Origin of the sequence: Lachnospira sp. (assembly GCF_016290755.1) — a bacterium.
Classification (GTDB): Bacteria; Bacillota; Clostridia; order Lachnospirales; family Lachnospiraceae; genus Lachnospira; species Lachnospira multipara.
Window position 1 is genome coordinate 1 of record NZ_JAEEVD010000018.1, and the last position, 22,111, is coordinate 22,111.

The 22,111-nt window shown below is 37.9% G+C and carries 14 protein-coding genes, 15 tRNA genes and 1 rRNA gene; 29 read left to right on the forward strand and 1 reads right to left on the reverse strand.

Translation table 11 applies throughout. From position 1 onward, the window contains the following. The 22 genes from QVA17_RS06065 to QVA17_RS06170 form a co-directional block, all read left to right on the forward strand. A 23S ribosomal RNA gene (locus tag QVA17_RS06065) occupies nt 1–81 on the forward strand; the annotation flags it as partial. 141 nt (nt 82–222) lie between these two features. Continuing rightward, nucleotides 223–294: transfer RNA gene (locus tag QVA17_RS06070), tRNA-Asn, on the forward strand. Nucleotides 295–333: 39 nt separating this feature from the next. Next, nucleotides 334–405: transfer RNA gene (locus tag QVA17_RS06075), tRNA-Glu, on the forward strand. 29 nt (nt 406–434) lie between these two features. Further along, nucleotides 435–506 (forward strand) — tRNA-Thr (locus QVA17_RS06080). A 7-nt stretch (nt 507–513) separates the two neighbouring features. Beyond that, a tRNA-Ile gene (locus QVA17_RS06085) sits at nt 514–587 on the forward strand. 33 nt (nt 588–620) lie between these two features. After that, nucleotides 621–694 (forward strand) — tRNA-Asp (locus tag QVA17_RS06090). Between the two features lie 40 nt (nt 695–734). Further along, nucleotides 735–807, forward strand: a tRNA-Val gene (locus tag QVA17_RS06095). A gap of 32 nt (nt 808–839) precedes the next feature. After that, nucleotides 840–926: transfer RNA gene (locus QVA17_RS06100), tRNA-Leu, on the forward strand. A gap of 29 nt (nt 927–955) precedes the next feature. Continuing rightward, a tRNA-Arg gene (locus QVA17_RS06105) sits at nt 956–1,029 on the forward strand. Nucleotides 1,030–1,297: 268 nt separating this feature from the next. After that, nucleotides 1,298–2,455: a THUMP domain-containing class I SAM-dependent RNA methyltransferase gene (locus QVA17_RS06110; RefSeq protein ID WP_287387080.1), complete on the forward strand. Its 1,158-nt coding sequence runs from the start codon at nt 1,298–1,300 to the stop codon at nt 2,453–2,455. Between the two features lie 116 nt (nt 2,456–2,571). Beyond that, the gene (locus QVA17_RS06115) at nt 2,572–3,159 is read left to right on the forward strand and encodes an XTP/dITP diphosphatase (RefSeq protein ID WP_074522116.1); all 588 of its coding nucleotides are present in this window, start codon (nt 2,572–2,574) and stop codon (nt 3,157–3,159) included. Further along, complete coding sequence (locus QVA17_RS06120; protein WP_034246276.1) at nt 3,152–3,643, forward strand: metallophosphoesterase family protein; 492 nt, start codon at nt 3,152–3,154, stop codon at nt 3,641–3,643. Before QVA17_RS06115 ends, QVA17_RS06120 begins: the two co-directional genes overlap by 8 nt. Nucleotides 3,644–3,866: 223 nt before the next feature. Then, nucleotides 3,867–3,941, forward strand: a tRNA-Pro gene (locus tag QVA17_RS06125). An 18-nt stretch (nt 3,942–3,959) separates the two neighbouring features. Beyond that, nucleotides 3,960–4,030: transfer RNA gene (locus QVA17_RS06130), tRNA-Gly, on the forward strand. 4 nt (nt 4,031–4,034) lie between these two features. Beyond that, nucleotides 4,035–4,108: transfer RNA gene (locus tag QVA17_RS06135), tRNA-Arg, on the forward strand. Between the two features lie 12 nt (nt 4,109–4,120). Then, a tRNA-His gene (locus QVA17_RS06140) sits at nt 4,121–4,194 on the forward strand. 109 nt (nt 4,195–4,303) lie between these two features. Beyond that, nucleotides 4,304–4,375 (forward strand) — tRNA-Gln (locus QVA17_RS06145). Nucleotides 4,376–4,405: 30 nt separating this feature from the next. Continuing rightward, nucleotides 4,406–4,478, forward strand: a tRNA-Lys gene (locus tag QVA17_RS06150). 147 nt (nt 4,479–4,625) lie between these two features. Continuing rightward, the gene (locus QVA17_RS06155; protein ID WP_027431895.1) at nt 4,626–5,459 is read left to right on the forward strand and encodes an Mrp/NBP35 family ATP-binding protein; all 834 of its coding nucleotides are present in this window, start codon (nt 4,626–4,628) and stop codon (nt 5,457–5,459) included. Between the two features lie 29 nt (nt 5,460–5,488). Continuing rightward, entirely contained in the window at nt 5,489–6,877 is a 1,389-nt protein-coding gene (locus QVA17_RS06160; RefSeq protein ID WP_287387084.1) for a glycosyltransferase, read from the forward strand. A gap of 36 nt (nt 6,878–6,913) precedes the next feature. Then, nucleotides 6,914–6,995: transfer RNA gene (locus QVA17_RS06165), tRNA-Leu, on the forward strand. A gap of 189 nt (nt 6,996–7,184) precedes the next feature. Further along, nucleotides 7,185–8,069 carry an aldose 1-epimerase family protein gene (locus QVA17_RS06170; protein ID WP_287387086.1) on the forward strand — a complete coding sequence of 295 codons (885 nt, stop codon included), beginning with the start codon at nt 7,185–7,187 and terminating at the stop codon, nt 8,067–8,069. Nucleotides 8,070–8,072: 3 nt separating this feature from the next. Here QVA17_RS06170 and QVA17_RS06175 read toward each other — a convergent pair whose 3' ends face one another. Then, nucleotides 8,073–9,224: an MFS transporter gene (locus QVA17_RS06175; protein ID WP_287387088.1), complete on the reverse strand. Its 1,152-nt coding sequence runs from the start codon at nt 9,222–9,224 to the stop codon at nt 8,073–8,075. 322 nt (nt 9,225–9,546) lie between these two features. On the opposite strand from QVA17_RS06175, the gene QVA17_RS06180 reads away from it, so the two are divergent. From QVA17_RS06180 to QVA17_RS06210, 7 genes are all read left to right on the forward strand, one after another. Further along, complete coding sequence (locus QVA17_RS06180; protein ID WP_287387090.1) at nt 9,547–11,106, forward strand: right-handed parallel beta-helix repeat-containing protein; 1,560 nt, start codon at nt 9,547–9,549, stop codon at nt 11,104–11,106. Nucleotides 11,107–11,386: 280 nt separating this feature from the next. Continuing rightward, a complete protein-coding gene (gene glnA / locus QVA17_RS06185; RefSeq protein ID WP_287387092.1) occupies nt 11,387–12,721 on the forward strand; it encodes a type I glutamate--ammonia ligase in 1,335 nt (444 codons plus the stop codon). A 14-nt stretch (nt 12,722–12,735) separates the two neighbouring features. Continuing rightward, nucleotides 12,736–13,287, forward strand: coding sequence for an ANTAR domain-containing response regulator (locus QVA17_RS06190; protein ID WP_027431889.1), 552 nt, complete (start codon nt 12,736–12,738; stop codon nt 13,285–13,287). Between the two features lie 155 nt (nt 13,288–13,442). Further along, nucleotides 13,443–14,315: a diaminopimelate epimerase gene (dapF, locus tag QVA17_RS06195; RefSeq protein WP_287387095.1), complete on the forward strand. Its 873-nt coding sequence runs from the start codon at nt 13,443–13,445 to the stop codon at nt 14,313–14,315. A gap of 15 nt (nt 14,316–14,330) precedes the next feature. After that, nucleotides 14,331–14,963: a cyclodeaminase/cyclohydrolase family protein gene (locus QVA17_RS06200; RefSeq protein WP_287387097.1), complete on the forward strand. Its 633-nt coding sequence runs from the start codon at nt 14,331–14,333 to the stop codon at nt 14,961–14,963. Nucleotides 14,964–14,972: 9 nt separating this feature from the next. Continuing rightward, on the forward strand, nt 14,973–15,815 hold the full coding sequence (locus QVA17_RS06205) for a bifunctional 5,10-methylenetetrahydrofolate dehydrogenase/5,10-methenyltetrahydrofolate cyclohydrolase (RefSeq protein ID WP_287387099.1): 843 nt from the start codon (nt 14,973–14,975) through the stop codon (nt 15,813–15,815). Nucleotides 15,816–16,112: 297 nt separating this feature from the next. Continuing rightward, nucleotides 16,113–22,064 (forward strand): Ig-like domain-containing protein, encoded by a 5,952-nt coding sequence (locus tag QVA17_RS06210; protein ID WP_287387102.1) that lies wholly within the window; start codon nt 16,113–16,115, stop codon nt 22,062–22,064. Nucleotides 22,065–22,111: the final 47 nt, after the last annotated feature.

The following is a 22,111-nucleotide window of genomic DNA, read 5'->3' on the forward strand; positions in this document are numbered from 1 at the left end:
ACGACGAGGTTGATAGGCAAAAGGTGGAAGCGTGGTGACATGTGGAGCTGATTTGTACTAATAGGTCGAGGGCTTAACCAAGTAAAGGTTAAGGTTTGGATAGAGAGTGAGAAATCACTGAACAATACGAGGGTTATTCTTTAAGGATAATCAAACGGATGATATATTTAATGTGCAGTTTTGAAAGAGCAAATCTTTCAGGCATTATCGATAAGATAATATTCCTCGATAGCTCAATGGTAGAGCACTCGGCTGTTAACCGAGTTGTTGTAGGTTCGAGCCCTACTCGGGGAGCTGTGATAGGAATATCACTATTTGTATGAATACAAATAAGGCGCCATGGTCAAGCGGTTAAGACACCACCCTTTCACGGTGGTATCAGGGGTTCAAATCCCCTTGGCGTCATAGAGTAGAGCAAATGCGTAGATTTTCATGCCGACATGGCTCAATGGCAGAGCAGCTGATTTGTAATCAGCAGGTTGTTGGTTCGACTCCGACTGTCGGCTCTTATTTGGACCTTTAGCTCAGTTGGTTAGAGCAACCGGCTCATAACCGGTCGGTCCTGGGTTCGAGTCCCCGAAGGTCCATTTGTTCTACTCGTTTTTTTAAAAAATTATTATGGCCTGGTGGCTCAGCTGGTTAGAGCGCCGCCCTGTCACGGCGGAGGTCGTGGGTTCGAACCCCATCCGGGTCGTTTACAATTTAATATTGTAAAGTAAACAATGTTTACATATGGGGTCTTAGCTCAGCTGGGAGAGCATCTGCCTTACAAGCAGAGGGTCACAGGTTCGAGCCCTGTAGGCCCCATTTAAGTCTTAAAAGGGCTAAAAACCACACATGCCGGTGTGGCGGAACTGGCAGACGCACAGGACTTAAAATCCTGCGGGACTTATACTCCCATACGGGTTCGATTCCCGTTGCCGGCACTTAAACATCTTTGATGTTTACTTTATATGTACGTGTAGCTCAGCTGGATAGAGCGTCTGGCTACGGACCAGAAGGTCGCGAGTTCGAATCTTGTCACGTACATTGACCTTGCAAACTTTCTTTGCAAGGTTTTTTTATTATCATGAATTATACAAATTCTTACATTTTAATACTAATTCCAAACATAAACTGGTTAAGACCTAGAGCTATTAGCATGATTATACATGTTAGTAAAATCCAGATAATCTAGCATTGGACTTTAGTAAAATTGACATTGAATTCCATAGGAATTAATATAAGTGTATGTGCATTTAAAAATAAAAGCACAGTGTATATGTATAATTCACTAAGAAATATTTTGGAGTAAGTTATGAATACATTTGAATTGATTGCGCCATGTCACTTTGGACTGGAGGCGGTATTAAAAAGAGAAATATACGATTTAGGTTATGACATCTCACAGGTTGAAGATGGTAAGGTAACCTTTATTGGCGATGCTGAAGCTATTGCTAGAGCTAATATTAATCTTAGAACAACTGAGAGAATTCTTCTTAAGGTAGGCCAGTTTAAGGCTACTACATTTACAGAATTATTTGATCAGACAAAGGAATTACCATGGGAAGAGTTTATTCCTAAGAATGGTAAATTCTGGGTAACAAAGGCTAATTCAGTTAACAGTAAGCTCTTTAGTAGCTCAGATATTCAGTCCATTGTTAAAAAGGCTATTGTAGACCGTTTAAAGGACAAATATAGCGTTAATTGGTTTGATGAAGATGGCGAGAGCTATCCAATTAGAGTAACAATTATGAAGGATATGGTAACACTTGCATTAGATACAACAGGCGTTTCTCTTCATAAAAGAGGTTATCGTCCGGTAGCTGGTAAAGCTCCTATTTCAGAGACACTTGCAGCTGCGTTAATTATGTTAACTCCATGGAAGAAGGATAGAATTTTAGTTGATCCATTCTGCGGTAGTGGTACATTTGCAATAGAAGCAGCTATGATGGCGGCTAATATTGCTCCCGGCGTAGAGAGAAATTTCCAGGCTGAGAAGTGGACTAACTTCATTGATAAGTCCCTTTGGAAGGATGCTAGAGAAGAGGCAAGAGACCTTGAAGAATTAGATGTTGAGACTGAAATTCAGGCTTATGACATTGATGAAGAGGTAATTAAGAAGGCGAGAATCAACGCTAAAAGAGCTGGCGTTGATCATTTGATACATTTTCAAAATCGAGGCGTGGAGGAGTTAAGCCACCACAAGAAGTACGGCTTTATCATCACTAATCCACCTTATGGCGAGCGATTAGAGGATAAGGAGACACTTCCTAAGATTTACTCTGATTTTGGACGTCAGGCAGCATTACTCGATACTTGGTCAGTTTACATGATCACATCTTACGAGGATGCGCAGAAATATTATGGCAAGAAGGCAGATAAGAATAGAAAAATCTATAACGGCATGTTAAAGACATATTTTTATTCATATATCGGACCAAAGCCACCAAAAAAGACAGATAAACAACTATAGTATGAGCATATTTACAATACTTATATCATCTATCTGACGAGTACAAAAAATAAATATCTTTCTGAGTGCAACCGCAAATAATAAATTGCGCTCAAAATAAATTAGGGGAGGCAAAAATGTCAGAAATTATATTAGCTTCTAACAACAAAGATAAGGTAAAAGAAGTAAAGCAGATTCTATGCGACTACGACATCGTTTCACTTAAAGATGCCGGAATTGATGTGGATGTTGAGGAAAATGGAACTACATTTGAAGAAAACGCACTTATAAAGGCAAGAGCTATTGCTAAGATTACAGGAAAGATGACAATGGCAGATGACTCTGGACTTGAAATTGACTATTTAGATAAGGCTCCAGGAGTATATTCAGCAAGATTTATGGGTCATGACACAAGTTATGACATTAAAAATAAGGCTTTAATTGAGAAGTTAGAGGGCGTTGAAGGACAGGATAGATCATGCCGTTTCGTATGCGCCATTGCAGTAGTTTTCCCAGACGGTAGAGAATTAGTAAAGAGAGGCACAATGGAAGGCCTTTTAGCTAAGGAAATATCAGGGGAGAATGGATTTGGTTATGATCCAATCGTATTTTTACCAGAATATGGTAAGACATCAGCTTCTCTAAGCCCAGAGGAGAAGAACAAGATCAGTCACAGAGGTAAGGCATTAGCACTAATTAAAGAGGAGCTTAAGAATTATGCATAGAATTATGATTGTAAGTGATACTCATCGTAAAGAGGCTAATTTAGCCCAGGCGCTTCATAACGAGGGTCAAATCGATAAGTTGATACATTTAGGGGATTTTGAAGGCGAAGAGGACGTTATAGAGGCTATGGCAGGCTGTGAGACTATCATGGTGCCAGGAAATAACGATTTTAGTTCTAATATGCCTGCAGAACAGGAAATTACTATTGCTGGCAAAAAGATTTTACTTACACATGGACACTATTATTATGTTTCTCTTGATTTGCAGACTCTAAGAGAGGAATGTAAGGCTAGAGATATAGATATTGTCATGTTTGGACATACTCATAGACCACTTATCCAGGAGGAGAAGGATATTACCTTTATTAACCCTGGAAGTATTAGTTATCCTCGTCAAGAGAGCAGAAAATGCACCTATATTATGATGGAATTCGAAGATTTTGAAAAAAATTGCAAAATAGACTTTACAATTAAGGAAATATAGTGTATAGTTAATAACTGTTGTGACTGCCACGACAAAGCGGCCGGGAGGCAAGCATCTGGTATAGTTACAACAGTTTGAGAATATAGATTCCATCAGTGTTTGAAGGTAATCGAGTTTCTCAAAAAGAGTTGAAAAAAGTCAAAAAAAACACTTGACAATAACAACTCACTGATGTAAAATACATCTTGTTGTTGCGACACATCAACAACAAAGACAAACACCTCGGGGTGTGGCTCAGCTTGGCTAGAGCGCTTGATTTGGGATCAAGAGGTCGCAGGTTCGAATCCTGTCACCCCGACTTACAACTAAATAATCTGCGGGTGTAGTTCAATGGTAGAACACTAGCCTTCCAAGCTAGATACGTGGGTTCGATTCCCATCACCCGCTTCGTGTGTCCGTAGCTCAGTTGGATAGAGCAACGGCCTTCTAAGCCGTGGGTCGAGGGTTCGAATCCCCCCGGGCACACTTATTTTTATGGTGGGTATAGCACAGCTGGTCAGCGCGTCAGATTGTGGCTCTGAAGGTCCAGGGTTCGAATCCCTGTACCCACCCTTTTTTTATTTAAGGGACTTGATAACGCTTGTTATTTCGGGGGATTATTTAGTTTGACGATATACGCGGAAGCGGATGATATATACTAAACTGATTATTCAGTTATATTGGGCTATCGCCAAGCGGTAAGGCACAGGGTTTTGATCCCTGCATTCGCTGGTTCGAATCCAGCTAGCCCAGTTGGATTAGCGATAATCCTGAAATCACTTTGGGTTCATAGCTCAGTTGGTAGAGCACTAGACTTTTAATCTAGGTGTCGCGGGTTCGATCCCCGCTGGACTCATAATTAAAGCCAGAAGATTTAATCTTCTGGCTTTTTTTTACCCTTTCTTTAAAGACAAGTTTCTTAAATTTGCATTTATATAAATTCCATTATTCTAATCCATGTTGTATAATATCAATTGAGTAAAAAATTTCGGAGGAAGACTCGATGAGCGAAGAATACAGAAATGAAACAAATAACGCTAAGTCTATTAGTGACTTAAAGCCACCAGTTAAGGAAGAGCCAAAGAAGGCTAATAATTATGATGGTGTTAAGAAAGTAATTGCAGTAGTTAGTGGTAAGGGAGGCGTTGGTAAGTCACTTGTTACTTCTATGCTTTCAGTAAAGTCAAGACAGGCTGGCTTAAGCACAGCTATTTTAGATGCTGATATTACAGGCCCTTCAATTCCAAGATCTTTTGGTGTTAAGGATAGAGCTATGACAGATGAGGCTGGTACAGTTATTTACCCAGCTATTACAAGTACAGGTATTAAGATGATGTCTCTTAACCTTTTAATGGATAATGAGACAGATCCAGTTATTTGGAGAGGTCCAGTTATTGCTAATGCAGTAAAGCAGTTCTGGGAAGAGGTTTTATGGGAAGACGTTGACTTAATGTTTGTGGACTGTCCTCCAGGAACAGGTGACGTTCCACTTACAATTTTCCAGACATTACCAGTTGCAGGTATTGTAGTTGTAACATCTCCTCAGGATCTAGTTTCTATGATAGTTGAGAAGGCTGTTAAGATGGCTAAGATGATGAAAGTTCCAGTACTTGGTATCGTTGAAAATATGTCATATTTTGAATGCCCTGACTGCGGCAAGAAACATTACATCTATGGTGAAAGTCATATCGATGAAATCGCAAAGGATCTTGATATTAAGACAGTTGCAAAGCTTCCAATTAAGCCAGAAGTTGCAGCAATGGTTGATTCAGGTAGAGCAGAAGATATTGATGTATCTGCCCTTAATGATATTTTCGAGGCAATTAAAGAAGCATAAGCATGTAATTAGTGATTTTGGGGGATAGCATGAAATTAATTATGTTTATGGGTGGAGTTGAAACTCTAGAATATTTTTCAATGGAGATAGCAAGATATTTAGAAGAAAAAGGCTATGAAATCTTTTGGTATAATCTTTTGGTCGGAGCAAGTGAAGTCTCTAGGCTAAAGGGATTTTTTGATGCCAATAAAAGTGAGGATTTCATAGCCTTTACTTTTAATCATGAGGGAATTGCTGGGGAAGAAGGCTTGTATTTTATTGATAGTGAATCGGTGAAGAATACTGAAACTGAGTGTGGACAAGCAGATTGTAATAAATACGCGTTAGAACAAGCAGATGATAGGAACTCCTCGTGTGGGCAAGCAGATTGTAAGGACAGCTTAAACAGCCAGAAGCTAGCTTCAACTCTTAAGCTAACTAATATCTGGGATAATTACCGTGTTAAGGTTATTAACATGGTGGTGGATCACCCACTTTACTATCACAAGTATCATAAGTACTTACCAAAGAACTATCATCAGATTAATATTGATAAAAATCATTTTGAATATATGCGACATTTTTATCCTGAAATAAAGAATGTTAGCTTTCTTATGACGGCTGGAATGGAGCTAAATAAAGATAGGGATATTTTGCCGGATAGGCCTTATTTATTCATGGATGAGAGAAAATATGACATTGTCTTTACAGGCAACTTCACTCCGAAATACATTTTGCAAAAGTCTATTGAAAAAATGGGACAGGACTACATAGACTTTTATGAGAGTGTCCTTACGAGAATGATAAAGGAACCGAAAGAAACAATTGAAAAAATCGGACAAGAGGCCTTAATTAAGGAGATAGAGGGCATAACAGAGGCAGAGATAAGAGAGGCTATGCAGACCATGTCCTATGTGGATTTGGCGGTGCGTTTTCACTATAGGGAGCTAATGATAAGGACACTAACAGACCTTGGCTTTAAGCTTACAGTTGTGGGGGAGGGCTTTGAGTATATGAAGCTAAAGCATCCTGAGAATTTAAACATGCTTGGCAGTGGTAATACGAAGAAGTGTCTTGATAGCATAAGTCAGGCAAAGATTTCCCTAAATGTCATGCCTTGGTTTAAGGCGGGGGCTCACGATAGGATTTTTACATCTATGCTTAATGGGGCAGTGTTACTTACAGATAGCAGCACATTTTTAGATAAGGAAATTCTAACGGAGGAGAACTGCATAAGATATAGTCTTGAGCTTTTAAGAGATTATGAGGCATCAGGCTTTGATTTAGGCCTAATAGAGGATTTTGGGGTGAAATTAAGGAATTTGTTAGAGGATAAGGAAAAGCTTTCTAAAATGGCAAATAGCGCCTATATTTTTGCAAAAAACGGACATACATGGGAAGATAGAGCAAAGATAATAGAAAAGCTTTTTTATACTTGACGTACGCTTAAAAACATGATAATATATTGAATGTTCGCGGATATGGCGGAACTGGCAGACGCGCTAGATTTAGGTTCTAGTGGGGTACCCCGTGCAGGTTCGATTCCTGTTATCCGCATGGATTTAAGAGAGTCTTTTAAAGGCTCTCTTTTTTATTTTACTTAAGAAACTAGACTTAAGAAGTTAGACTTAAGAATCTAGAATTGGCTTTATTGAAAATAATAAGGACTTTGTTTATAATTAAACAATGTCAAAACATATCAATGAACATTGGAAATAAAAAGATGATTTGAATTGGAGGTTTAATATGGAGTTTTTTATAGAAAATGATGAATTAAAGCTTACAGTTAATTCAAAGGGCTGTGAGATTAAATCAGTTAAGTCTGTTAAGACAGGGGAAGAATATATGTGGTCGGCTAATCCAGAGGCTTGGAAAAGAACTGCACCAATCCTTTTCCCGATTGTAGGTAAATATGCTGATAATGAAAGCATTTACGAGGGCAAGACTTATACTATGACTCAGCACGGTTTTGCAAGAGATAAGGAATTTACACTTGTGGAAAATGCTAATCAGAAGCTTGTAATGAAGTTAGAGTCAGATGAGGAAACTAAGGCTAAGTATCCTTTTGATTTTGAGCTTTATGTGGAATATGATTTGTGTGAAAATGCAGTTACAAAGAAGATTAAGGTTGTAAATAAGGATACTAAGACAATGTATTTTAGCCTTGGTGGTCATCCAGCCTTTGTTTGCCCAGATTTAAAGGAATCTCAGGCAGGGGTTAAGATTTGTTTTGAGAAGATATCAGATGAAGCTAAGGGAATTAGCTATAAGTTATTAAGCGAGAATGGCTTATTAGTTGATGAGGAATATAAGCTTCCTTTAAATGAGAATAGGGAATTTGAAGTTGATAAGACTTTCTTTGATAAGGATGCTTTAATCCTTGAGAATAAGCAGGCTAGCAAGATTTCTCTTGATTATAAGGGCAGAAAGTACGTAACCGTAGAGTTTGATGCCCCAGTATTTGGCCTATGGTCAGCAGCAAAGAAAGACGTTCCATTTATCTGTATTGAGCCTTGGTATGGTAGAACAGATAAAGAAGGCTTTAATAAAGACTTAACTAAGCGTGAATGGGGCAATGAACTCGCAGTTGGACAGGAGTTTAATGCCAGCTATAAGGTTAGCTTTAATTAGAGATTAAGTTAGTTTTTTAGTAATTCTAATTAAGATTAGTAAGGCTATTAGTGATATTAGGAAAAATGCAGCAAGAACCAGAATAGCAATTCTTAGGTTATATTGCCCACCGACAAAGCCTGTAAGGGCTGTAAAACAGACACCACCAATTCCTGTGGCAGTTGTTATCATTCCTGTGGCTGTGGCCTTTTTTGAGCCAGCTAGCGGCATGGCTATATTTAAGACACTAGGATAGATTGCGCCTGATGCAAAGCCTAGTGGTATGCACAAAAGTAAGATTCCAATAGGGTTAATTAAGTTGGTTATAAGTAAAATTATGGTTGGAATGGAAATTATACAGATAAGTAAAATTATTTTTGAATATTTTCCAAGGTAACCAACTAATACTCTTGCAGGAATCATAATAATCCAGAATAAACTTAAAGCGTATTTGCCTAGGTTAGAGTTTAATTCCTGGGCAAATAGGCTATCTATAAAGAAAGCGAATCCATTTTCAAAACCAACATAGATACACATAATAATACATAGACATATAATGGCCAAAATAATGAAGTTTCCGCTAGTTTCCCCTTCTAAATCCTGATTAACGACTGTTTCCTTTTGGTAGTTATTAGATTTAATTAGTCCTAAAAATGCAAAAAATGAGGCAAGGGCAATAAGAAGGAATAAGGTTTTCCAGCTTAGTCCAATTTTTAAATAAGCACTAACAATTAAAGGTGCAATGAAAGCGCCAAGGGCATACATAGAGGTTAAAAAGCCGATTTTTTGGTTATAGGATAGGGGATAGGAATCTGCAAGGGCTGCAATAGTAATAAACTGAAGGGCGCTTGTACTAAGGCCAAGAAAGAAAACTCCAGCTATAAATACGATTTTAAGATTAATTAAAGTGATTAAGCTAGCTGCTAGAATTTGAATAAAAAGGATTATTTTTAGGCAGTTGATTTTGTTGTTTCTATCAGCCCAAGCACCTAAAAATAAAGGCGCAAGCATAGTGGCAAAAAGCTCAACTGAGGCAAAAAGTCCCTTAGATGTATTAGAAAGATCGTAATCTTTGCCTATATTTAATAAGCTTGCTTGATATCCTCCAGCCTCAAAACCGTTTATAAGTATAATTAAAAAGAAGGCTAGCCATAAGAAATCACGTTTTTTAATCATCAAAAATTCCCCCTAATCTAAATGAATTTCCTAATCTAAATGAATCCCCTAATTTCATGTCCCTATTTTTATTCCTATAAATGTTCCATATAGTAATAATATACTATTATAGATAATTATACTATATTAATAAAAGATAAAAATGAAGAATAAGTCCTATAGACAAAACATATAATTATGCTATTTGCACAAATAAAGTGTGAAAATTTTGTGAATTCTCGTGACTATTAAACAGAACATTTTTGTGTTAAATTAACCTATGTTCACTACTAACAGCGAAGGTTTAAAGTAGCATTAATAAGGCGTTTTGGGAGGTATTAATATGAGAAAGGCAAGAAGATTTTTATCACTTGTTTTAGCGCTTGTTTTAGTTACAGGAGCAAGCTTAATGTTGATGGTATCTAATGTTTCTGCAGCATCAACATCATGGAACTTCAAGAATAGTTCATTTAAGAATCTTGGAACAATTAAGAGTACAGTGTCAGTTGATGGACTTACACTTATTGCAACAAGTTCTAAGACAATGTCTGTTAAGGCAGAGAATGCAACAGTAGACGGTACAGCATATACATATTGCTTAGCTCTAGGGGGAACTGGCGATAAGAATGGTCGTGCTGTAAAGGTTCCAGTAACAAAGAACAGCACAATTAAGGTAGTTCTTAGAAGTAGCGGAAGCTCAACAAGAACTCTTACAGTTGCTAATTCTAATGGTAACACAATAAGCACAATGTCAGCTGCTTCAACAGCTAGCCAGCAGACATATACATATACAGGTGCTGATGGTTACATTTATCTTTATTCTAAGAACAGCGGAATCAACATCTACAAGATTCAGGTAGACCAGGCATCAGGTTCATCAAGCTCAGGTTCATCAAGCTCAGGTTCATCAAGCTCTGGATCATCTAGTTCAGGTTCTTCTAGCTCATCTGGTTCAAGCTCATCAAGCTCAGGTTCTAGCTCATCTACAACAGGCAGCACAATAACTGTTAAGAACGGCGGAACAAGCTTAGAGTCAGCTATTAAGAGCGCTAAGAAGGGTACAACAATCGTTATCGATGGTACAGTTAAGTCAGGTGCAATCACACTTCCAGCTGGTGTTAACATCTCTGGTAAGAATAATGCAACAATCGACTTCTCTAGCACATCAGGTTCATCTGGTCGTGGTATTACAATCAGTGGTAATGGTAGTACAATTGAAAATGTAACAATTAAGAACGCTGCTGATAATGGTATTTATATTACAGGTTCTAACAATACATTTAAGTATGTAACAACATGCTACAACGATGATGCTGGTTTCCAGGTATCAAACGGTGGTGCTTACAACAAGTTCTACAACTGTAACTCACATCACAATGCAGATGCAAAGGGTGAGAACGCTGATGGATTTGCTGTAAAGCTTCATTCAGGTGAAGGTAACTATTTTGAAAATTGTATCGCTGAATACAATTCAGATGATGGTTGGGATTGCTACGCAGCTCATGGTGCAGTTCAGTTCAAGAATTGCCAGGCTAACTACAACGGTTACTGTGATGGTATTTATGGTGATGGTAATGGTTTCAAGCTTGGTGGTGTTGATAATAAGACACCAGGCCAGAAGGCACATTTAGACCCACTAAATCACTACCTTGAAGGTTGTAAGGCAATCGGTAACTACGCATCTGGTTTTGATAGAAACAACCAGAACGGTGTTGTTACAATGAAGAATTGCTACGCAGAAGCTAATAAGAAGTGCAACTACAACTGGCCATTAAAGGGCAAGCCATCTGCACTTGGTTATGAAGTAACATTTGGCAAGGCTATTATCCAGGATTGTACATCTAAGAATGGTAAGAATAAGATCGATGGTGCAACACTTAAGGGAAATTGCATCGGATTTTAAGATACATAATAATTGTCTATAGTTAAATAAGATAAAAGCGAATTATAATGCTACTTTGGCGCCGTGAGAGAAATCTTGCGGCGCATTTCTTATTTTGGGACCACAATACATTGTAAAGCGGGGGATTGCTTACACTGCGTTCAAACCTTACAAACTAGCCATAGATAGGGGAAAATTCCTAAATTTAGAAAGTTAAATAGTATATACAAGAAATGAATAAATGATGTATATTAATATATGTGTGTATTAAAATTTAAGCTTTTTAAAGGAGGATGAATACATGAGTAAATATACCAGAGAAGATATATTTAGAATGGTAGAAGAAGAGGACGTTGAATTTATTAGATTGCAGTTTACAGACATTTTTGGTGCTTTGAAAAATGTAGCAATCACCTCAAGTCAGTTAGAGAAGGCTCTAGACAATCAATGCATGTTTGATGGTTCTTCAGTAGAAGGCTTTGTAAGAATAGAAGAATCGGATATGTTTTTACATCCAGATTATGACACATTTGAAATATTCCCATGGAGACCACAGCAGGGTAAGGTTGCCCGTTTGATTTGTGATGTCTATATGCCAGATGGCACACCATTTGAGGGAAATGTGCGTTACATATTAAAGAAGGTAATTAAAGAGGCTGACGAGATGGGACTTAAGTTTGATGTTGGTCCTGAGCTTGAATTCTTCCTTTTCCAGACAGACGAGGACGGAAACCCTATTATTAATAATTACGAGAGAGCTAGCTATTTTGATATCGGTCCTACAGATTTAGGAGAAAATGTTAGACGAGATATGGTACTTAATCTAGAAGAGATGGGCTTTGAGATTGAGGCCTCACATCATGAAATAGCTCCAGCTCAGCACGAGATAGATTTTAAATATGATGAAGCCCTAAAGACAGCAGATGCTATTATGACTTTTAAGCTAGCAGTTAAGACAATTGCTAGAAGACATGGACTTTATGCAACCTTTATGCCAAAGCCACAGGAAGGAATCAATGGTTCAGGAATGCATATTAATATGTCTCTTGCTACAAAGGATGGCAAGAACATTTTTGCAGATGATACTGATCCTAATGGCTTATCAAAGGAAGCCTATCACTTTATTGCAGGTATTTTAAAGCATGCAAAGGGAATGGCAGCTATTACAAATCCTATAGTTAATTCCTATAAGAGATTAGTGCCAGGTTACGAGGCACCAGTTTATATTGCTTGGTCTTCAACTAATAGAAGTCCACTTATTAGAATTCCTGCAGTTAATGGAAGCGGCACAAGAGTTGAGCTTAGAAACCCAGATCCAGCAGCTAATCCATATCTTGTAATTGCTTGTTGCCTTGCAGCAGGACTTGATGGAATCAAGAATAAGCTAGAGGTTCCAAAGGGGGTTGGTAGAAACCTTTACGAGATGACAGAAGAAGAAAGAGCTAAGGAAGGCATTGATGAGCTTCCTGAAAATCTTTACGAAGCCCTTAAGTGCTTAAAGGAAGATAAGTTTATTTGTAGCGTTTTAGGTGAGCATATCACTAATAAATATATTGAAGCAAAATTATCAGAATGGAAGGCCTACAAGGAACAAGTTACTAAGTGGGAAGTTGATGAGTACCTTTATAAATACTAATTAAAGGAGAGTATATGGCTACAATAATAGTTGCATTTCCTAAGTTGGAAGAAGCAAGAGCCATCAGAAATCTTTTAATCAGAAAGGGCTTTGATGTAGCAATGCCCCTAACTAGTGGAGCCCAGGTTATAAACCAGGCGGACTCCCTTGCTAGCGGTATTATAGTGTGTGGTTATAAATTATCAGATAATATGGTCTATACAGACCTAAACGAATATAAGCCCAAAAGTTTTGAGATGCTACTTGTAACCTCTCAGAACCGATGGGAAGAATGCAGAGATAATAATATAGTCTGTCTTGGCACTCCTCTTAAGGCCAACGAACTAGTATCAACACTTGAGATGATGATACAGTCCCAGATTCGAACTAGAAAAAAGAAGAGGAGCACACCTACAAAACGTTCACCTGAGGAACAAAGAATAATTGATGATGCTAAGCATCTTCTAATGGAAAGAAATAATATGTCGGAACCAGAGGCATTTAGATATATACAAAAGTGTAGTATGGACAGTGGCAATTCTATGGTGGAATCCGCGAGAATGGTTATTGGTTTATATGAGGAATAGCAAAAGAATTTAGCTTGTTAAAGTATGGGCTAATTGATACAATAATTAGGGTTTAGCATTTTCTAAACCCAAGATATGTAGTAGGAAAATGTTTCTAGGTCGTTTTTTTACAAAAAGCCAAAAGATACATTTTCATAAAAAGAAAGAGGTAGTGTATGAAGTTTACAAAAATGCATGGTATAGGCAATGATTACGTTTACGTTGATTGCACAAAGACTGAGCTTGAGAACGCTAGTGAAATTGCAATTAAGGTAAGTGATAGACATTTTGGAATCGGTTCAGATGGACTTATTCTTATAAAGAAGTCAGATAAGGCTGATTTTTATATGGAAATGTATAACGCAGACGGTTCACAGGGCAAGATGTGTGGTAACGGTATTAGATGTGTGGCAAAGTATGTTTGCGATAATAAGCTTACTGACAAGGATGAGTTTACAGTAGAGACTCTATCAGGAATTAAGATTTTAAAGGTTACTAAGGACGAGAAGGGATTAGTTAGCCTTGTTAAGGTAGATATGGGTGCTCCAATTCTTGAGGCAGCAGACATTCCTGTAGATGTTACTAATCTTAAGAACTACTCTAATAGAGAAGATAAGAGAGTTATTGATGAGACAATTGAAGTGGATGGTAAGGAATACAAGGTAACTTGTGTATCTATGGGTAACCCACATGCCATTGTTTATATTGATAACACAATTGATATTAAGGATTTCCCTCTTGAAGAAATCGGACCTAAGTTTGAATGTCATCCTGCATTCCCAGAAAAGGTTAACACAGAATTTATTCAGGTTGTGGATAATAAGAATTTAAATATGAGAGTTTGGGAGAGAGGTTCAGGCGAGACACTTGCTTGTGGAACAGGCGCTTGCGCTAGCTTAGTAGCTACTCACTTAAACGGTTTATGCGATAGTAATGCAACTCTTCACTTACTTGGTGGTGATCTTAACATCACATGGGATAAGGAAGAGAACACAATTATTATGCAGGGCCCTGCAACAACTGTATTTACTGGAGAAATTGAGGTCTAAGAAAGGGATAATAATATGGAAATGCAAACTATGGTAATAAATGACTTTATAAAGGAGCTATCTTCAAAGGCTTCTGTGCCAGGAGGCGGCGGAGCTTCAGGACTTGTGGCAGCTATTGGTATGAGCCTTGGAAACATGGTTTTAGCCTTAACTGATGGTAAGAAGAAGTATGCCCAGTATCAGGAAGAAGTAGAAGCGACTATTAAGGAAGCAGATGCACTAACTAAAGAGCTTCTTCTTTGTATGGATAAGGATGCTAAAGCCTTCGAACCTCTATCAAAGGCTTATGGTCTTAAGAAAGATACTCCAGAAGAGATAGAATATAGAGATAAGGTCATGGCAGAAGCCCTATTAGTTGCGACAAATGCACCACTTGATATGATGGAACTTATATTAAAGGCCATTAAGATGATTGAGCGAATTGCAGTAATTGGCTCTCGTCTAGCACTTAGTGACGCAGGTGTTGGTATTGCCATGTGTAAGGCAGCAATGGAAGGTGCCTCTTTAAATGTATTCATTAACACTAAGTTAATGAAGGATAGAGAACTTGCTAAGTCGCTTGATGCTAAGGCAGAAGGCTATTTAAAGGAAGCAAGAGAAATCGCTGATAAGACATTTGAAGAAGTAGTTAAGGCAATTAAGGGTTAGGAGATAGTTATGCAGGAATTAAGAGGAATTAATGTAGCTAATGCTATTAATGAGAAGATTTTAGAAGATGTTAAGGGCTTAAAGGGAGCAATCCCACACCTTGCAATCATTAGAGTTGGTGAGCGTCCAGATGATATGTCTTATGAGAGAGGCGCTACAAAGAAGATGGATAAGTTAGGCTTTAGAGTAACATCTTTTGTTTATCCTAATGAAATTACTAACGAAGAATTTCAAAAGGAATTTGATAAGATAAATGAAGACGAAGATATTGATGGCATCTTACTTCTTCGTCCCCTTCCAAAGCATTTAGATGAGAAGGCTATTGAGAATAAGATCAATCAGATGAAGGATTTAGATGGTATTTCTCCAGCAAACCTAGCTAAGGTATTTGCAGGAGATGACACAGGAATGGCACCATGTACAGCAGAGGCAGTAGTTGAGATGCTTGACTTTGCAGGCGTTGACTTAAATGGTAAGAAGGTCACTATTATAGGAAGAAGCCTTGTAATTGGTAAGCCTGTGGCAATGCTTTTGCTTAAGAAAAATGCAACAATTACCATGACTCATACAAAGACCGTAGACATGCCAAAGACTTGTAGAGACGCTGAAGTCTTAGTGGCAGCAGCGGGTGTAGCTCGTATGGTAGATGAAAGCTATGTTGAAGATGGCGCTGTAGTTATTGATGTTGGTATCAATGTGGATAGCGAAGGCAATTTGTGTGGTGATGTGGATTTTGATAAGGTTAAGGAAAAGGCTTCAATCCTTACACCAGTGCCAGGTGGCGTAGGTTCAGTTACAACATCTGTACTTGCAAAGCATTTGTTAAAGGGTGCTTTCTTAAGAAGAGGCTAATATATTAATAAAAGGGAATTGTTTCACATTGTGGACAAGTCCCTTTTTTTAGTTTAAAATTATATTAAGAAAATTCGTGAAAAATTAAATAGCTAATAATTCATAGTATCTAATAGTGTGAAAATTTTTTTGAAAAAATTTACGTTTTCTTCTAAAGATTTTTATTTAAAACACCGATATAGTACATAGATGATTAGTATAGTTGCGTGAAAAATATCTAGTATGGGGATAAATATTGGCTTTGCGCGATGTAGCTTATGAGAGAAGGGACTTAAACATAAGCAGGGGGACAACACTATGGAATTAATGAGAGTGGACAAAGGAAAGAGAAAAACTAAATTACGTCTTAGAAAAGATAGAGTTCTAGCTGTAATAAGCGTTATATTGGATATTGCCGTTTTGGTAAATTCAATATGGTTTATTGCGGCTTTTTTTAAAGCAGAAAATACAATTGCCACAACTGTCACTAACACCTTTACCATTGGTGCAGGTAGCCTAGGCACTAGTGCAAATTCAAGAAATATTGCAGTAGATGCTAGTGGTACAGTTTATGTAGTTTATAATACAGGTTCAACGGTTTGTTTTAAGACAAGTGCAGATAGTTTTACAGAAGAACATCCTCTTATTACAAGTGCCACAGGTTCTCCAGAAATAGTTTATTATGCACCGGGAAACTGTATGTTAATTTCATGTACTAATGGGTCTTCTGCCCTTCTTTATTATGGAAGTGGAACAAGTTTTAGTAAGAGTACTGATAATAGTGGAATTACAACTACTGCTAGTTCAGTTCATATGGCAATTTCAGGTGCCAATATTTATATGGTTGATAACACAGCACAGCATATTTGGGTGGCTACAACAGTTAGCTCTTATGGTGGTTACACAATTCAAGACAGCGTAACTGCAACTAATGCAGATATTGCAGCCACAGGCTCAACAGTTACTGTATCTGCGGAGGTTTCAGGATATCTAGCGGTTTATAGAAGTTCTGATGCTGGGGAAACATTTTCAGATTTAGAAATTACTGATACAGCGATAACAGGCCTATCTGTGGCAAATTATTCAGGAACTTCGTATATCTATGGAGATTCTGTAGGATATATTTTAGCTTCAAGTGGAACTAGCGTAACATCTATAGATGTAACTACATCTAATTCAGGAATGAGGTCTGCGATTTATTCAGGTGGCCTTTATCAAACATATTCAACTGGAACAGTTTATGCAGTTAGTAGTGGAAATTCTACGGCTGTAGCAGGCGGAACTAATCCAAGTATTGCAGTCTCTAATGGAGTTGCTTATGTGGCCTATGTCTCTGGTGGAGTGGTTTATGTATCAGAAGTTAGAGGCCTTGTATCAGGATATTATCTAACTTGCGACCCATCTATGGTTCAGTTCCTAATAGGTCAAGAGACTTCTATGCCAGTAGTATTAACTAATTCAACATCAAGTGCAATTACAATAAATTCGATTACAGTGCCATCAGGTTATACAATAACTTATGCTGGTTCAAGCATTACAGGTTCAGCTATATCAGCAGGAGATGATTTAGCCTTTAAGTTAGTGCCAGATGAAGCGGTAACGTCAAGCATGACAGGTTCTATAACGGTTGGCTATAGTTATGCAGGCTCTAGTTATAGTCTTGTTATCCCGGTTAATACTTATTCATCATCTACTGTAGATGAGAATAAGGATAATCTAGAAACTCAGGCAAATATTACTTATGATGCCACAACTAATGGTGGTGCTACAGATGCCACAACAGCTACAGTGGATATAGGTGACTTAGCAGACCTAACACCATCTGCCGTTAGATCAGGTTGTAATTTCCTTGGTTGGAATACAAACGCTGCAGCTACAACAGCGCTATCAAGCTTTATAGTTGCAAGAGATACCAGACTTTATGCAATCTTTTATGTACCTGTAACATCTATTACCCTTAGTAATTCCACTCTTTCTGTAGAGTCAGGAAGTACAGCCTCTCTTTCTGTTGCGGGTTATGAACCCTCAGATGCAACCCTTCAAACGGTATCTTGGACAAGTAGTGATACAAGTATTGCTACAGTCAATGACGAAGGTCTTATAACTGCAGTTTATCCAGGAACTGCAACAATTACTGCAACTGCTGATGGTGCAAATGAAGATTCACCAGTAACTGCTACTTGTATCGTAACAGTTACACCAAGATATTATACTTTAACTTATGATGCAGAAACTAATGGGGGCTTGCTAGAAAGTGGAGCAGCTACAAGTTCTGTATCAGTAACAGAAGCACAGACCATTAATCTATCAAATAGCGTTAAGGCACAGGATTATGTTTCCTCTGGAAATAACATGATTTTTATAGGCTGGAATACAGATAGGGATGCTACTAGTGCTCTAGATAATCTTACCATTGTAGATAGTCTTGCTAATACTAGTGACGTAATTACTCTTTATGCTATTTATGAGAAAATGGCTGTAACAGTTTATGATGATGAAAATAATGTGGTTAGTGGTACAACTATGACAGTTGCAGAAAATCAGGTAATTGATCTTACAACAGTAGTTTCACCAACTAGCCATGTACCAGAATATACCTTATCTTATACTAGCTCTAATACCAGCGCTGCAAAGATAAGCGATGGACAGTTGGTAATGCAGTCAGGTTCAGGAGGAACAACAGGGGTCTATATTACAGTAACTGCCACTCCAACAGATACAAGTTATAAAGAAGTATCTGCTAGAGTAAATTTAAACATTACAGGAGCACAGTGTATTATTACTTATGATGCACAAACTACAGGAGGTAATGAGGCTACTGTTTCAGAAAGTCTTATTTATGGAGACGAAATAGATATATCAACATATGGTTATAAAGCTACAAGGACAGGTTATACTCACATAGGTTGGGCAGTTTCAACTACTGCAACCACTGGAATTACCGCTCCTTACTATGCTACAGGAAATGCTAAACTTTATGCTGTATTTGAGAAAATTAAGGTAACTCTTGATAAGACAAGCCTTACAATAACACAAGGAGATACAGCTACTCTTACAGCTACAGTAACACCATCTCAGACAAGTGATAAGTCTGTAACTTGGGTAAGTAGTAATGAAGCTGTTGCAACTGTTGATCAAAACGGTGTAGTTACAGCAGTAGCAGAAGGTAGTGCCTCAATTACTTGTACACCAACAGCAGGTACAGATGAAACCTCTTCTTGTACAGTAACTGTAGAGCCAGTTAGATATACTCTTACCTACGATGCAAATGGTGGAGAGTCAAACATCACATCAGAAGAATTTGCAGCAGGAGATAACGTAGATTTAACAGTAACAGCAGCAAAGGAAGGTGCTATCTTTAGAGGATGGGCAACCACAGCTACAGCAACACAAGCTCTAGATAGCTTTACAATGCCAACAAGTTCTACAATTCTTTATGCAGTTTATGAAGAATATAAGGTAACTCTTGATAAGACTAGCATTACTTTCATGGAGGGAGAAAGTTCAACAATTATTGCAACCCTTAGTCCTACAGATGCTAATCCTTCAACGGTTCACTGGGAATCAGAAGATACAAGTATAGCAACAGTGGATGAAAATGGTAAAGTAACGGCAGTTCATCGAGGAGAAACAGTAGTTAATGCCATAGCAGATGCGGATGGAACTGTATTTGCCTCTTGTGCCATTATAGTAGAACCATTAGCCTACCTAGTAAGCTATAATGCAGGAAGTGGAACTACAGATGCTAGTGAAGAGTATGTAGAGTATGAGACAGAAGCTAACCTTTCATTTACTGCAGAAAGGGAACATTATAAATTTTTAGGATGGAATACAGATCCTTATGCTACAGTAGGCTTAACTAGTCTTTCTGTAACTAAGGCAGTAACCCTTTATGCAATATATCAGGCAATTGTGCCAACAGATATTAGCTTAGATAAAGATAGTCTGACTATGACAGTTAGAACTAATGAAACATTAACGGCAACTATAACTCCAACAGATGCTCTTGATACAGGGGTTCGTTGGTATTCAAGTAATGAAGAGGTTGCAACTGTTAGTTCAAGCGGAACTATCACAGCTGTATCAAAGGGAACTGCAACTATTACAGCAGAGTCTAATGCAGTGGCAGGTCTTACAGCAACTTGTAGTTTAACTGTAGAGCCAGTTTATTATACAGTGACCTATGATGCTAAAACTAACGGCGGTGAGGCTGAATATAATAGTCTAGAGGTAGAAGAGGGAACTTCAGCCCTAGTAAATGTAGTGGCATCTAAAACAGACTATGTCTTTGTAGGTTGGGCATTATCAGCTACGGCTAGCGAAGACGAGGTTTTAACAGAGTATATTCCAACAACAGATGTAACTTTGTATGCTATATTTACAGAATTAAAGATAGAACTTGATAAGACTTCAGAGACCTTAATGGAAAGACAGACAATTACCATAACTCCAACAGTAACACCAACCTTTGTAGATGATAATACCGTCACTTGGACAAGCTCTAATACAAATGTAGCAACAGTGAACTCTGAGGGTGTTGTTATTGGTGTATCAGAAGGTGCCTGTGTAATTACAGCTAAAGCTAATGCAGGAACTAATGTATATGCTCAGTGTGTAATCTTAGTAGAAGATGAAATGTATACAGTAACCTATGATGCAACGAGGAATGGTGGAACAAGCTATATTACCGAGGAAGATATATCTTACGGAGATGAGGCAGATTTAACAGTACCAGCCTATAAAGATAATTACTATCACATAGGTTGGAATACAGATCCAGACGCAACACAAGCCCTAACTTCAGTAGTGGTTTCAGGGCCTGTAACCCTCTATGCAATTTATGAGGTAAAGGTTCCAACAGCTATAGATTTAGGGGACGATATAAGTATTCAGATTGAAAGCGCAGATTATATTGACGCGACTATTACACCATCGGATTCCCTAGATACGAGTCTTACTTGGACAAGTAGTAATAAAGATGTGGCAAGGGTAGATGACCATGGTAGAGTTGAAGCGCTAGCCCTTGGAACTACAGTAATTACAGCTACATCTAATGCAGATACAAGTGTTTCAGATACAATAACAGTAACGGTTATAAAGAAGCGTTTCACAGTAACCTATAATGCAGAGTTTAACGGTGGTACATCAGATACTAGCTCCCTTATAGCAATAGATGGGGAAAAAGCTGACCTAAGCGTGGAAGCTAGCCGATATGGATACATTTTCCTAGGCTGGAACACTAATAGGGATGCAACAGAAGCCTTAACTTCCTTTACTGTTACTGAAAATGTAACTTTATATGCAATTTATAAAAAGATTGAAGGAAGTAATAAAGCAGAAGCTGTTATTGAATCAGTAACAGATGGTGATTCAGACGTAGTGGTTACTAGCAGTTCTGATATGGGAATTGATAGCTTAACTAATGAAGAGAAGGCTAATATTATTGCAGGTGCCCTTTCAGTATCAGAAGTATCGGAAATGTATGCTGGTAACTTAGGAGCGGTAATTGAGATTGTAATCTCACCAAATAATCAGAGTATTACAAGTACCGACAGCGTGCTCTTACTTAATATGAGAGATTCTAATTACACTGAAAATATTCACTTCTTTAACACAGACGTATATAGAACTCTTAATTATACTAGCGGCACTACAGAGACCGAGGAATTAACAAGCCTTGATACTGCTATTAACCTTTGCTATACAATACCATCTGAAATTACGGTGGTTTCAAATAGAGGCTTTAGAATCGTAGCTGCCCATGAGGACGACAATGGTAATAAATACGCTCAAAGCTATTCAGATACAGATAGTACTTATGGAACTGTGACAATTAGTATTGATAAGTTCTGTTTAATGGGACTTATTTATAGAGAAGATGCAGATACTTCAAGTACAGATTCCGGAGGTTCAAGTTCTGGTGACTCATCTTCAGGAGATTCAGGTTCAAGCACAGATTCCGGAAGCTCTAGCTCATCTGGCTCAGGCTCAAGTGGAACTAGTGGCTCTAGTAGCTCAGGCTCTTCTAGTTCAGGAAGTTCAGGCACAGCCTCAAAAACCTCAGGAGTTTCAGGAGTGCCATACGATGGAAATTCTGCTAATGCAAAATATGTAGTTGTTGGCCTAGCTACAACTCAAACTGGTGATAAGCCAAATACAGTTTGGTATATTACCCTTTGTATATCTGCAGTAATTACTAACCTAGCCTTAAAGAAGGAAATTGATAGGCGTAAACTAGAAAAGGCGGCAAGACTAAAGCTAAGGTCGTAAGTTAGCTAAAAGATAAAGATAATAAAAAATTTTATAAATGTAGGACA